14 protein-coding genes are annotated in these 13179 nt (G+C 73.2%); all 14 read left to right on the top strand.

Features of this window, described 5'->3' with window-relative positions; translation table 11 throughout:
* Positions 1-2: 2 nt before the first annotated feature.
* The 14 genes from QU602_RS11565 to trpA all read left to right on the top strand — a co-directional run bounded on the left by QU602_RS11565 (position 3) and on the right by trpA (position 13172).
* On the top strand, positions 3-1979 hold the full coding sequence (locus QU602_RS11565; RefSeq protein ID WP_308796607.1) for a primosomal protein N' family DNA-binding protein: 1977 nt from the start codon (positions 3-5) through the stop codon (positions 1977-1979).
* Positions 1980-2113: 134 nt separating this feature from the next.
* On the top strand, positions 2114-3061 hold the full coding sequence (gene fmt, locus QU602_RS11560; RefSeq protein ID WP_308796606.1) for a methionyl-tRNA formyltransferase: 948 nt from the start codon (positions 2114-2116) through the stop codon (positions 3059-3061).
* Positions 3058-4617 (top strand): RsmB/NOP family class I SAM-dependent RNA methyltransferase, encoded by a 1560-nt coding sequence (locus QU602_RS11555; RefSeq protein WP_308796605.1) that lies wholly within the window; start codon positions 3058-3060, stop codon positions 4615-4617. Before fmt ends, QU602_RS11555 begins: the two co-directional genes overlap by 4 nt.
* 127 nt (positions 4618-4744) lie before the next feature.
* Positions 4745-5407, top strand: a complete 663-nt coding sequence (rpe, locus tag QU602_RS11550) for a ribulose-phosphate 3-epimerase (protein WP_308796604.1) — start codon at positions 4745-4747, stop codon at positions 5405-5407.
* 27 nt (positions 5408-5434) lie between these two features.
* On the top strand, positions 5435-5698 hold the full coding sequence (locus tag QU602_RS11545; RefSeq protein WP_308796603.1) for a phosphoribosyl-ATP diphosphatase: 264 nt from the start codon (positions 5435-5437) through the stop codon (positions 5696-5698).
* A 49-nt stretch (positions 5699-5747) separates the two neighbouring features.
* Positions 5748-6590, top strand: a complete 843-nt coding sequence (gene hisG, locus QU602_RS11540; RefSeq protein WP_308796602.1) for an ATP phosphoribosyltransferase — start codon at positions 5748-5750, stop codon at positions 6588-6590.
* A gap of 8 nt (positions 6591-6598) precedes the next feature.
* Positions 6599-7360: an imidazole glycerol phosphate synthase subunit HisF gene (gene hisF, locus QU602_RS11535; RefSeq protein WP_308796601.1), complete on the top strand. Its 762-nt coding sequence runs from the start codon at positions 6599-6601 to the stop codon at positions 7358-7360.
* Positions 7357-7803 carry a phosphoribosyl-AMP cyclohydrolase gene (hisI, locus tag QU602_RS11530; RefSeq protein ID WP_308796600.1) on the top strand — a complete coding sequence of 149 codons (447 nt, stop codon included), beginning with the start codon at positions 7357-7359 and terminating at the stop codon, positions 7801-7803. The genes hisF and hisI overlap by 4 nt, the downstream gene beginning before the upstream one ends.
* Before the next feature lie 34 nt (positions 7804-7837).
* Positions 7838-9367 carry an anthranilate synthase component I gene (locus QU602_RS11525; protein ID WP_308796599.1) on the top strand — a complete coding sequence of 510 codons (1530 nt, stop codon included), beginning with the start codon at positions 7838-7840 and terminating at the stop codon, positions 9365-9367.
* Positions 9368-10075: a Trp biosynthesis-associated membrane protein gene (locus tag QU602_RS11520; protein ID WP_308796598.1), complete on the top strand. Its 708-nt coding sequence runs from the start codon at positions 9368-9370 to the stop codon at positions 10073-10075. It abuts the gene before it with no gap.
* Between the two features lie 85 nt (positions 10076-10160).
* Positions 10161-10394, top strand: coding sequence for a DUF6704 family protein (locus QU602_RS11515; RefSeq protein WP_308796597.1), 234 nt, complete (start codon positions 10161-10163; stop codon positions 10392-10394).
* A gap of 5 nt (positions 10395-10399) precedes the next feature.
* Entirely contained in the window at positions 10400-11170 is a 771-nt protein-coding gene (trpC, locus tag QU602_RS11510) for an indole-3-glycerol phosphate synthase TrpC (RefSeq protein WP_308796596.1), read from the top strand.
* Between the two features lie 2 nt (positions 11171-11172).
* Positions 11173-12390 (top strand): tryptophan synthase subunit beta, encoded by a 1218-nt coding sequence (gene trpB, locus QU602_RS11505; protein WP_308796595.1) that lies wholly within the window; start codon positions 11173-11175, stop codon positions 12388-12390.
* On the top strand, positions 12387-13172 hold the full coding sequence (trpA, locus tag QU602_RS11500; RefSeq protein WP_308796594.1) for a tryptophan synthase subunit alpha: 786 nt from the start codon (positions 12387-12389) through the stop codon (positions 13170-13172). Before trpB ends, trpA begins: the two co-directional genes overlap by 4 nt.
* Positions 13173-13179: the final 7 nt, after the last annotated feature.

The raw sequence follows: 13179 nt of genomic DNA, 5'->3' as shown, positions 1-13179 counted from the left end.
GCGTGGCCGAGGGGCCGGTGGCGCGGGTCCTCGTGGACTCGCCGCTGCCGCAGCTCGACCAGCTGTTCGACTACCGCGTGCCCGAGCGGCTTCGTGACGTCGCGCGGGCCGGTGTGCGGGTGAAGGTGCCGCTGCGCACCGGCGGCCGGATCGCGCAGGGATGGATCGTCGAGCTCGTCGACACGAGCGAGTACGGCGGCCGGCTGAGCGACCTGGAGGACGTCGTCGGCGGGGTCCCGTTGCTCACCCCCGAGGTCTGGCGGCTGGCCCGCGCGGCCGCGGACCGCGCTGCCGGCAATGCGAGCGACATCCTGCGGCTCGCGATCCCGTCGCGCTACGTGCGGGTCGAACGGTCCTGGCTCGCCGCGGGCGCAGGCGAAGGCGCGGGCGACGGCGAGCCCGGCCCACTGCCCGAGGTCGCGCCGGTCGAGGGGTTCGAGCCGGGTCGGGTCGAGTCGGGCATCGAACGCGGCGAGCGGATGTCTCTCGCCGCGAATCCCCGGCTCCTCCGCCTCGACTCCGGGACGTGGGTGGGCTCGTGGGCGGTGACGCTCGCGCAGGTCGCGCGCACGGCCCTCGCGGCCGACCGGTCGAGCCTGCTCGTCGTGCCCGACCACCGCGATCAGGAGCAGCTCGAGGCCGCGCTCGCCGACGTCGTCGACGCCCGGCGGGTGCTGCGCACCGACGCGAGACAGTCCGGCGGCGACCGGTACCGCGCGTTCCTCGACGCCACCGGCGAGGCGGCGCGCGTGATCATCGGCAATCGATCGACGGTCTATGCGCCGGCCGCGCGGCTCGGGCTGATCGCGATCTGGGACGACGGCGACCCGCTGTACGCCGAGCCCTTGGCACCCGGCGTCCACGCGCGCGATGCGGCGCTCATCCGGCAGGAGCAGTCGGGTGCGGCGTTGCTGTTCCTCGGGCACACGCGGAGCGTCGAGGTCACCCGGCTCGTCGAGCTCGGCTGGGTGCACGAGATCGACCCGGTGAGACACGTGCGGCCGAGGATCGTGCTCACCGAGCAGCAGGCGTCGCCCGAGCCCGGGTCCGCGCGCATCCCGTCGTCGGCGTGGCGGCAGGCGCAGCAGGCGGTCACCGAGGGGCCGGTGCTCGTCCAGGTCGCGCGGCCTGGGCACACCCCACTCCTGGTCTGCGATCGCTGCCGCGAGCCGGCCAAATGCGCGGCGTGCGGTGGGCGCATCGAGGTGCCGGCGTCGGGCGGGGCGCCGCGCTGCGACCTGTGCGGCACCGGCACCGCCGGCTGGAAGTGCCCGGTGTGCGAGTCGACCAAGCTCCGGGCGGCGACGATCGGCGCGACGCGCACCGCCGAAGAGCTCGGTCGCGCCTTCCCGCGGGCCCGCGTGATCCTCGCCGACGGCGAGCGGCAGGTGCTCCGCGTGGGGCCCGAGCCCGCGCTCGTCGTCGCCACGCGCGGGGCTGAGCCGGTCGCCGACGGCGGCTATCGTGCGGTGCTGCTCCTCGACGGCGAGCGGATGCTCCTGCGCGAGTCCCTGCGCGTCGCCGAAGACTGCCTGCGCTGGTGGTCGAACACCGCGGCGCTCGCGGCGCCGGGGGCATCCGTCTTCCTGGTGGGCGTCGCGGGCGCGCTCGGCACGGCGCTCGCGACCTGGCGACAGCCCGAGTGGGCCGCGGAAGAGCTCGCTGGGCGCCGTGCCGTGCGCTTCCCGCCCGCGGTACGCATGGCGAGCGTGACGGCCGCGCCCGACCGCCTCGCCCGCGCGACCGAGCTGGCCCGCGACGCGGCACCGGGCGTCGACCTCCTCGGTCCGATGCCGCTCGACGACGGGCTCGAGCGTGCGGTCGTTCGCTTCGACTACGGCGCGGGGCACGCCGTCGCGGCCGCGCTCAAGGCCGAGACCATCCGCACCGCGACCGAGCGCCGCCGTCCGGTCGCCGGCCGCGGCCCGGGCCGCCCGCCCGTGCTCCGCGTCCGCTTCGACGACCCCGACCTCCCCTGACCCCGCCCGCCCTGACGCGATGGAGGACAGAATTCGCATGAGAGGTCGAACGATACCGACCTCTCATGCGAATTCTGTCCTCCAACGCGACAGGGGGCGAACCTCGGAGGGTGGAGAGGCTGGGAGAATGGGGTGTGCCACAGCTCCGGATCGTCTTCGCGGGAACGCCCGCGCCCGCCGTGCCCACGCTGCGCCGTCTCGCTGCGGGCCCGCACGAGGTCGTCGGGGTGGTCACACGCCCGCCGGCACCGCTCGGGCGGAAGCGCGTGCTCACGCCGTCGGCCGTGCACGCCGCCGCCGAGGAGCTCGGCCTGCCCGTGATCGAGGCGGCGCGGCTCGATGAGACGGCGACCGAGCGCATCGGTGCGCTCGAGCCAGACCTCGGCGTGATCGTCGCCTACGGTGGGCTCGTGCGCGAGCCGTTGCTCTCGCGGCCGGCGCACGGCTGGATCAACCTCCACTTCTCGCTGCTGCCCGCGTGGCGCGGCGCCGCGCCAGTGCAGCACGCGCTCATCGCGGGCGACCGGGTGACCGGGGCGTCGGTGTTCCATCTGGTGCCCGAACTCGACGCGGGGGACGTGTACGGCGAGTTCCGCCGTGAGGTGGCGCCGCACGAGACCGCGGGCCATCTGCTCGCCGCGCTCGCCGAAGACGGTGCGGGACTCGTCGCGGATGTGACCGACCGCATCGCCGACGGCTCGGCCAGGGCTGTGCCCCAGCAGGGCGAGCCGTCGTTCGCCCCCAAGCTCGCGATCGAGGACGCCCGGCTCGATTGGACCCGCTCGACGGCCGAGGTCGACGCACGCTTCCGCGGCGTGACGCCCGAACCGGGTGCGTTCACCGAGCTCGACGCCATGCGGCTGAAGATCCTCGAGGCGCGGCCCGCTGAGCAGGCTGTCGCCGCGATCGACACCGCGCCCACCCGCACCCCCGGGCGCATCTCCACGGTCGGCAGGCGGGTCCTCGTCGGCACCGCTGACGGGGCGATGGAACTGCTCCGCGTGCAGCCCGCCGGCCGCAACGTGATGGACGCCGCCGACTGGTGGCGCGGGATGTCGGCCGATGAGGTGATCGCTCGATGAGCGGCCGCGAGGGCGCGAACCGCCGCGGCCGCGACGATGCGGACCGCCGCGGCCGCGACGATGCGGACCGCGGTCGTGGTTCGGGCGGGGCCGGCCGGCGCGACGGCGATCGCCCGGAGCGGTCGGGCGGCAACGGCCCGCGTCGCGACGACGCGGCGCCGAACCGTCGCCGAGCGTCCCCGGCATCCCGCCAGGTCGCCCCGGCACGTCAGGTCGCCTTCGACGTGCTCGAAGCGGTCCGCGCCGACGAGGCGTACGCGAACCTGCTGCTTCCGGCGCGCATCGAGCGCGCGCACCTGAACGAGGCCGATGCTCGGCTCGCGACCGAGCTCACGTACGGCACGCTCCGTCTCCAGGGGTACTACGACGCGGTCATCGAGCTCGCGGCGAACCGGCCGCCCGAGCACATCGACCCGGCCGTGCTCGACGTGCTCAGGCTCGGTGCGCATCAGCTCCTCGCGACCCGCGTGCCCACCCACGCGGCCGTGCACGAGCAGGTCGCGCTCGCGCACCGGGTCGCACCGGCTGCGGCGGGGTTCGTGAATGCCGTCCTCCGGAAGATCTCGCGCACGGACGTGACCGAATGGCGCCGGCTCGTGGCGGAGGAGACCAGCACCGAGGACGCCCGCCTGGCGGTGCTGCACTCGCACCCGCAGTGGGTGGTCCGGGCACTCCGCACCGCGCTCGACCGCGACGGTCGCGCCGGCGAGCTCGAGTCCCTGCTCGAGGCCGACAATGCGTCGCCACGGGTCAATCTCGCCGTGCTGCCCGGACTCGGCGACGAGACGCCCGACGAGCTCGGCGACCCGAACCGGTTCTCGCCGATCGGGATCACCGCGGAGCATCCGCTCGCGCTCGTCGCCGCGCACGAGGGGCGGGTGCGCGTCCAAGATGAGGGCTCGCAGCTCGCGGCGCTCGCGCTGACGCGCGCCCGGCCGATCGAGCCCGGGGAGCGCTGGCTCGACCTCTGCGCGGGCCCCGGCGGCAAGACCGCCGTGCTCGCGGCCGAGGCGCTCGCGGGCGACGCCACACTCGTCGCCAACGAGCTCGCACCGGCGCGGGCCGAGCTCGTGCGCCGCTCGATCGCGGGCGTTCCGCTCGACGTCCACGTGCGCGTCGGCGACGGCCGCGAGCTCGACCCGGCGGCGCTCGGCGCGCCCGAGGGCTTCGACCGCATCCTGCTCGACGCACCGTGCACCGGGCTCGGCGCCCTGCGCCGCCGACCCGAGGCGCGCTGGCGCAAAGCGCCGTCCGACGTCGGCGAGCTCACCGCGTTGCAGGGCGAACTCATCGACGCCGCGGTGCGCGCGCTCAGGCCGGGCGGCCTGCTCGCCTACGTGACCTGCTCGCCGCACACGGCCGAGACCCACGGGTCGCTCACGGCCGCAATCGGCCGCTGGGGCGACGAGCTGGAGCCCGTCGACACGCGCGCGGCGCTCGAGGCGCTGTCGAGGCATCCGCTCGATCTCGCCGGCGACGGCCGCACCGCGCAGCTCTGGCCGCACCGGCACGGCACCGACGCGATGTTCATCGCCCTGGTGCGCCGGGCCGGGTGAGTTCGTCGCCTGCTGCGCCAGTTCTGCACCACTGCGCCACTTCTGGCGACCAGAAGTGGCGCGGCAGTGCAGAAGTGGCGCGGACTGTGCGCCGCAGTACTGTGCCGGCGCTCGGTAGGCTGGCCGGGTGACGACGCGCATCAACCCGAGCATCCTCGCCGCCGACTTCGCCAACTTCGAGCGTGAGCTCGGGCGCATCGCGACCGCCGACCTCGTGCACGTCGACATCATGGACAACCACTTCGTGCCGAACCTCACGTTCGGGTTGCCGATGGTCGAGCGCCTGCAGCAGGTCTCGCCGATCCCGCTCGACGTCCATCTCATGATCGACGACCCCGACCGCTGGGCGCCGAGCTACGCCGAGGCGGGCGCGCAGTCGGTGACGTTCCATGCCGAGGCCGCCGGCGAGCCCGTCGCGCTCGCGCGCCGGCTCCGGGAGATCGGCGCGCGGGCGGGCATCGCGCTCAAGCCCGGCACGGATGCCACGCCCTACCTCGATCTCCTGCCCGAGTTCGACCAGGTGCTCATCATGACCGTCGAGCCGGGGTTCGGCGGCCAGTCGTTCATCCCCGAGACCATGCCGAAGCTCCGGCGCGTCGCCGACGCGGTCCGCACGGCGGGCCTCGACGTCTGGCTGCAGGTCGACGGCGGCATCACCGAGGACACCATCGGCATCGCGGCCGAGGCCGGCGCGAACACGTTCGTCGCGGGGTCGGCCGTGTACGGCGGCGAGCCGGCCGAGCGCATCGCCGAGCTCCGTGCGGCCGTGGCGGCCCACCGCCACGAGTGACCCTGCCGCACCGGTAGGCTGGTCCGCGTGAAGACCTTCGACGACCTCTTCGTCGAGCTGAGCCACAACGCCGCCACCCGCCCCGAGGGTTCCGGCACCGTGCGTCAGCTCGACGCGGGCGTGCACGCCATCGGCAAGAAGATCGTCGAAGAGGCGGCCGAGGTCTGGATGGCCGCCGAGTACCAGACCGACGACGAGACCGCTGAAGAGATCTCGCAGCTGCTCTACCACCTGCAGGTGCTCATGCTCGCGAAGGGGCTCACGCCGGCCGACGTGTACCGACATCTGTAGATCGGACCACCTCATGACCGATCTCTTCTCGTCGACACGAAAGCCTGACATGCTCCGAATCGCCGTGCCCAACAAGGGCTCGCTCTCCGACACCGCCGCGCAGATGCTCTACGAGGCCGGGTACACCGGCCGCCGCGACCAGCGCGAGCTCGTCGTCGCCGACCCGCGCAACGGGGTGGAGTTCTTCTACCTCCGCCCGCGCGACATCGCCACCTACGTCGGCTCGGGTGCGCTCGACGTCGGCATCACGGGCCGCGACCTGCTGCTCGACTCCGGCTCCGAGGCGCCCGAGATCGCCTCGCTCGGATTCGGCGACTCGACGTTCCGGTTCGCCGCGCCGACCGGCGGCGGCTTCGCCGAGCTCACCGATCTCGAGGGGGTGCGGGTGGCCACGAGCTACCCGGGCCTCGTGGGCGACTTCCTCGCCCGGCAGGGCGTGACCGCCAAGCTCGTGAAGCTCGACGGCGCGGTCGAGTCGGCCGTACGCCTCGGCGTGGCCGACGCGGTCGCCGACGTCGTCTCGACGGGCGGCACGCTGCGGAAGGCGGGCCTCGAGATCTTCGGCCCGGTCATCCTCGAGTCCGAGGCCGTGCTGATCGGGTCGGGCACCGAGCAGCCCGGTGCGCAGACACTCCTGCGGCGGCTGCAGGGCGTGCTCGTCGCGCGCCAGTACGTGCTCCTCGACTACGACGTGCCCGTCGCCCACCTCGAGCGCGCGACGGCGGCTGCGCCCGGCTTCGAGTCGCCGACGGTCTCGCCGCTGCACGACCCCGAGTGGGTGGCCGTGCGGGTCATGATCCCGCGCACCGACATGAACCACGTCATGGACGAGCTCTACGAGATCGGCGCGCGCGCGATCCTCGTCTCCGCGATCCACGCCGCGAGGCTGTGAGGCCGGCGATGTCGCTCGCGATCCGGGTGATCCCGTGCCTCGACGTCGCCGCGGGGCGCGTCGTGAAGGGCGTGAACTTCCAGAACCTGCGCGATGCCGGCGATCCCGTCGAGCTCGCGGCCCGGTACTCGGCGCAGGGCGCCGACGAGCTCACCTTCCTCGACGTGACCGCGACGGTCGACGACCGCTCGACGACCTACGACATGGTGCAGCGCGTCGCCGAGCAGGTGTTCATCCCGCTCACGGTCGGCGGCGGCGTGCGCAGCGCCGAAGACGTCGCGCGGCTGCTCGGTCACGGCGCCGACAAGATCGGCGTGAACAGCGCGGCGATCGCGAGGCCCGAGCTGATCGCCGAGATCGCCGACCGGTTCGGCGCGCAGGTCGTCGTGCTCTCGCTCGACGTGAAGCGCTCGGAACGCACCGAGTCCGGCTTCGTCGTCACGACCCACGGCGGGCGCACCGAGACCGATCTGGACGCCCTCGCGTGGGCGCGCCGGGCCGTGGAGCTGGGAGCGGGCGAGCTGCTCGTGAACTCGATCGACGCCGACGGCACCAAGCAGGGCTTCGACCTCGAGCTCACGTCGCTCATGCACGAGCTCGCGAGCGTGCCCGTCATCGCCTCGGGCGGCGCCGGCGCCGTCGAGCACTTCGCGCCGGCCGTCGCGGCCGGCGCCGACGCGGTGCTCGCGGCATCGGTGTTCCACCTCGGCGAGATGACCATCGCCGACGTCAAGCGGGCGCTCGCCGCCGATGGGAGGGTCGTGCGATGACGGATGCCACTGGCGCACGCGCCACGGATGCCTCGCCGGATCCCGGCGACGAGGAGCTCGAGCGCGACCGGGAGCCCTGGTCGCCCGACGAGACCGCGATCGATCGCGCGGCGTTCAACGCCGACGGGCTGCTGCCCGCGATCATCCAGCAGTGGGACACGGGCGAGGTGCTCATGCTCGGCTGGATGGACCGCGAGGCCATGCGGCGCACGCTGACCGAGGGTCGCGTCACGTTCTGGTCCCGTTCGCGACAGGAGTACTGGCGCAAGGGCGACACGTCCGGCCACGCGCAGTACGTGAAGAGCGCGGCGCTGGACTGCGACGCCGATACGCTGCTGGTGCGCGTCGAGCAGATCGGCGCGGCCTGCCACACCGGCACCCGCACCTGTTTCGACGCCGACCGGCTTCGCGTCGCGCAGGGCGACCCCGCCGAGACCGACTGACGACCCGTACCGCAACCGACCGACTGGAGCCCCGATGACCGCCACGTCCGCCACCACCAGGTTCGAGGACTTCGGTGCGCTCCTCGAGGGCCGCAGGGTGGTTCCGGTGGTCCGCGAGCTCTTCGCCGACGGCGAGACGCCGGTCGGCATCTATCGCAAACTGGCGGCGGGTCGGCCCGGAACGTTCCTGCTCGAGTCCGCCGAGCAGGGTGGCATCTGGTCGCGCTATTCGTTCGTCGGCGTCGCCTCGTACGGCGTGCTCACCGAGCGCGACGGCCGCGTGGTCTGGCAGGATCACGGCCTGTCCGCGGCGCGCGCCCTCGGCGAGGCATCCGATCTCGCGCCGCTCGCCGCGCTCGAGGCGCTCTATGAGCGCTGGGCGACCGCCGACGTGCCGGGCGCGCCGCCGCTGACCGGCGGGCTCGTCGGGTTCATCGGCTGGGACGCCATCCGGCAGATCGAGCATCTGCCGAACCGGCCGCCGGCCGACTTCGCGGTGCCCGGTCAGGCGTTCACGTTCGTCTCCGAGCTCGTGGTCATCGATCACCGCACGGGAACGGTCCAGCTGGTCGCGTCGGCGCTGAATGACGGCGAGCAGGATGCCTCGGGGCTGTGGGCGGATGCGCAACGGCGCCTCGACCGCATGCAGGCGGCGCTCGCCGCGCCGGCCGAGGCCTGGCTCGCGGAGATCGACCTCTCGGCGACGGGTACGCCACGGCACCGGACCGAGAAGGCGGACTTCCTCGCGGCCGTGGAACGCTCGAAGGAGTACATCCGCGAGGGCGACATCTTCCAGGTGGTGATCTCGCAGCGCTTCGAGCAGGAGTCGACCGCGCACCCGATCGACGTGTACCGCGTGCTGCGCAGCCTCAACCCGAGCCCGTACATGTATCTGCTGCACCTCGAGGACACCGACGGTGAGCCGTACTGGATCGTCGGGTCCTCGCCCGAGGCGCTCGTGAAGGTCGAGGACGGACGCGTCTACACGCACCCGATCGCGGGTTCGAAGCCGCGTGGGGCGACGCCTGAGGCCGACGCCGACCTCGAGGCCGAGCTCGTCGACGACCCCAAGGAGCAGGCCGAGCACCTCATGCTCGTCGATCTCGCCCGCAACGACCTCGCGAAGGTGTGCGAGGCGGGCACGGTCGAGGTGACCGAGTTCATGCGGGTCGAGCGGTTCAGCCACATCATGCACCTCGTGTCGTCGGTCCAGGGTGACCTCTCGGGCGGGCGGAACGCGATCGATGTGTTCCGGGCGACCTTCCCGGCCGGCACGCTGTCGGGCGCGCCGAAGCCGCGCGCGCTCGAGATCATCGACGAGCTCGAACCCGCGCAGCGCGGGGTGTACGGGGGAGTGGTCGGCTACTTCGGCTTCGGCGGCGACGCCGATCTCGCCATCGCGATCCGCACCGCCACGATCTCCGGCGGCGTCGCCCGGGTGCAGGCCGGTGGGGGGCTCGTCGCCGACTCGGATCCCGAGTCGGAATACGAGGAGTCGCGGAACAAGGCTGCGGCGCCGCTCCGCGCGGTCGCCGTCGCCAACGCGATGCGAAGGGTTGGCTGAGTGCGTCGCACCCGGATGAAGCTGCCGGCGATCCTGCTCGCGATCGTCGGCGGCGGACTCGCACTGCTGGCGTGGAGCCAGACCTGGTTCGATCTCGTGCTGACGGCGGGCGCCGGGGCGGGCAGCGGGGGCGGCGAGCCGATCGCGGTCGCCGGCCAGATCGCCTCGCCGGCGGTCGCGGCCCTCGGCCTGGCTGCGCTCGCGCTCGGCGGCGCGCTGGCGATCGCCGGTCCCGGCATCCGCATGGTGCTCGGCGTGCTCGGCGTGCTGCTCGGAGGGTGCGTGGTGCTGGCCTCCTGGGTCACGCTCGGCGATCCGACGGCCGCGGTCGGACCCGCGGTGACGGATGCCACGGGGGTGGCCGGTGCCGGGCCCACCGCCGAGCTCGTGGCGTCGGCCGAATCGACCTTCTGGCCGGTCGTCGCGATCGCCGGCGGAATCCTGGTGGTCGCGGCGGGCGTGCTCGTCCTCGCGACCGGCCTGGCCTGGCCCGCGTCGTCGCGGCGGTACCGCGACGCGCGACGCGCCCGGTTCGCCGAGGCGTCCGGGCCGGATGCGCCGGGAGCCGGAGGCGCGCGGGGCGAGGGTGCGGCCGATGCCGATCCGGCGGGCGACGACCCCGCGCCCGCGAGCGATCAGCACGGGGCATCCGACCGGGCCATCGACGACTGGGACGATCTCAGCCGGGGCGACGACCCGACCCGCTGAGCGGCGCGCTCCCGAGGCCGGCGCACGGAGCCGCATCCTCGCGACCGCTAGACTGGCTGCCGACCCCCGCAACATAAGGAGCGACATGAGCACTGAGACCGACGAACCCGGCCACGGACACTCGCCCGCGGCATGGACGGCCGTCACGATCATGCTGGTCGCCTTCACGCTCGGGACCTTCGCGTTCTGGTTCGAGGTGCCGTGGCTCGTGTGGGCGTCCGCGGGGCTGCTCGTCGTGGGTCTGCTGGTCGGCTGGGTGCTCGCGCGCGCCGGCTACGGGGTGGGCGGCGTGAAGACCGCTCCGCCGAAGGTGCACTGACCGACGTGCTCGACGAACTGACGGCGAACGCCGTCGCAGACGCGCGCGCCCGCGAGGCCCAGCGCCCGCTCTCCGAGGTCGAGGCGGCGGCGCTCGCGCGCCCGGCCGCGATCGACGCGCTCACGGTGCTCGCACCCGGCGAGCGCATCAAAATCATCGCCGAGATCAAGCGGTCGAGCCCGTCCCGTGGCGCGCTGGCCGACATCGTCGACCCGGCGGAGCTGGCACGAAGCTACGAGCTCGGCGGCGCGAGCGCGATCAGCGTGCTCACCGAAGGGCGCAAGTTCGGCGGCTCGCTCGCCGATCTCGAGGCCGTGCGGGCCGCGGTCGCGCTCCCCGTGCTCCGCAAGGACTTCATCGCGACGCCGTACCAGGTGTTCGAGGCACGGGCGGCGGGTGCCGACCTGGTGCTGCTCATCGTCGCCGCGCTCGACGACGCGACCCTCGCCCGGCTCTACCGGCTGATCGTCGAGCTCGGCATGACGCCTCTCGTCGAGACGCATTCGGCTGAGGAGCTCGACCGTGCGGCCGCGCTCGGCGCGAAGCTCATCGGCGTGAACGCGCGCGACCTCTCGACCTTCGAGCTCGACCGCGACCTGTTCGGCCGGCTCGCCGACCGGTTCCCCGACGACGCGATCCGCGTCGCGGAATCGGCGGTGCTCTCGCCCGACGACGTGGCGCACTATCGCCGGGCGGGCGCCGATGCGGTTCTCGTGGGCGAAGCGCTCGTCACGGGCGACCCCATTGCGAACCTCTCGGCATTCCTGGCGGTGTGATCATGGCTCTGCGCGACCAGTCCGGTCCCTATTTCGGCGAGTTCGGCGGGCGCTTCGTGCCCGAGTCGCTCGTCGCCGCGCTCGACGAGCTCGGCGAGGCGTACACGCTGGCGAAACTCGACCCGGCGTTCGCCGCCGAGCTCACCGAGCTCGGCCGCAGCTATACGGGTCGCCCGTCCATCATCACGGAGGTGCCGCGCTTCGCCGAGCATGCGAACGGCGCGCGCATCATCCTGAAGCGCGAGGACCTGAACCACACCGGCTCGCACAAGATCAACAACGTGCTGGGCCAGGCGCTCCTGACCAAGCGCATCGGCAAGCAGCGCGTGATCGCGGAGACCGGCGCGGGCCAGCACGGCGTCGCAACGGCCACCGCGGCCGCGCTCTTCGGCCTCGACTGCACGATCTACATGGGCGAGGTCGACACCGAGCGGCAGGCGCTGAACGTCGCCCGCATGCGGCTGCTCGGCGCCGAGGTGGTCGCGGTCACGGCCGGCTCGCGCACGCTCAAGGACGCGATCAACGAGGCCATGCGCGACTGGGTCACGAACGTCGCGACCACGAACTACGTGTTCGGCACGGTCGCGGGCCCGCATCCGTTCCCCGAGATGGTGCGCGACTTCCAGAAGATCGTCGGTGAAGAGGCGAGGGCGCAGGTGCTCGAGCTCACCGGCGGGCTGCCCACGGCCGTCGCCGCGTGCGTCGGCGGTGGTTCGAACGCGATCGGCATCTTCCATGCGTTCCTCGACGACGCCGAGGTCGGGCTGTACGGGTTCGAGGCGGGCGGCGAGGGCGCCGAGACGCCCCGGCACGCGGCGACCATCACCAAGGGCCGGCCGGGCGTGCTGCACGGCGCACGCAGCATGATGCTGCAAGACGAGGACGGCCAGACGATCGAGTCGCACTCGATCTCGGCGGGTCTCGACTACCCGGGGGTGGGTCCTGAGCACTCGTGGCTCGCTGCGCTGGGGCGCGCGGAGTACCGCCCGGTGACGGACGCGGCCGCCATGGAGGCGCTGCGGCTGCTCACGCGCACCGAGGGCATCATCCCGGCGATCGAGTCGGCGCACGCACTCGCGGGCGCGATCGAGCTCGGTCACGAGCTCGGCCCGGACGCGACGATCCTCGTGAGCCTCTCCGGGCGTGGCGACAAAGACATGGACACGGCCGCCCAGTGGTTCGGTCTGTACGACGACGAGGCTGAGGAGGCCAGGGCATGACCTCCGTCGCTCCCGTGATCGCACGGCGCAATGACGAGGCCGGGGGTGCCCTCATCGGCTATCTGCCGGTCGGCTTCCCCGATCTCGACACGAGCGTCGACGCCGCGGTCGCGATCGTCGAGCAGGGCGTCGACGTGCTCGAGCTCGGCCTGCCGTACTCGGATCCCGTCATGGACGGGCCGGTCATCCAGGCCGCGACGCAGCAGGCGCTCGCGAACGGCTTCCGGCTCGCGGTCGGGTTCGAGGCGGTGCGGCGGATCACCGAGCGGGTGGATGCCCCCGTGCTGATCATGACCTATTGGAACCCCGTCGTGCAGTACGGGGTCGACCGCTTCGCGGCCGACCTCAAGGCCGCCGGGGGAGCCGGGCTGATCACCCCCGACCTGATCCCCGACGAGGGCGCCGACTGGATCGCCGCATCCGAGCGCGAAGGGCTCGACCGGGTCTTCCTGGCCGCTCCCACATCGAGCGATGCGCGCATCAGGCTGGCGGTCGAGTCGAGTCGCGGATTCGTGTACACGGTGTCCACGATGGGGATCACGGGCGCCCGATCCGACGTCGATCAGGCCGCACGCACGCTCGTGCGCCGGCTGCACGACGCCGACGCGCCCGCGGCGTGCGTCGGCATCGGCATCTCCACGGCCGCCCAGGTCGCCGAGGTGCTCGAGTACGCCGAGGGCGCCATCGTCGGCTCGGCGCTCGTCGCCGCGCTCGCTCGCGGCGGCGTCGACGCGGTCGCGGAGCTCGCGGCCGAGCTCGCGCGCGGCACGCGCCGCGAGTGAAGTACGC

Source organism: Agromyces protaetiae, assembly GCF_030866785.1.
Classification (GTDB): domain Bacteria; phylum Actinomycetota; class Actinomycetes; order Actinomycetales; family Microbacteriaceae; genus Agromyces; species Agromyces silvae.
Note: the sequence above shows the minus strand (reverse complement) of the source record. Positions and strands in the feature narration are given on the sequence as shown.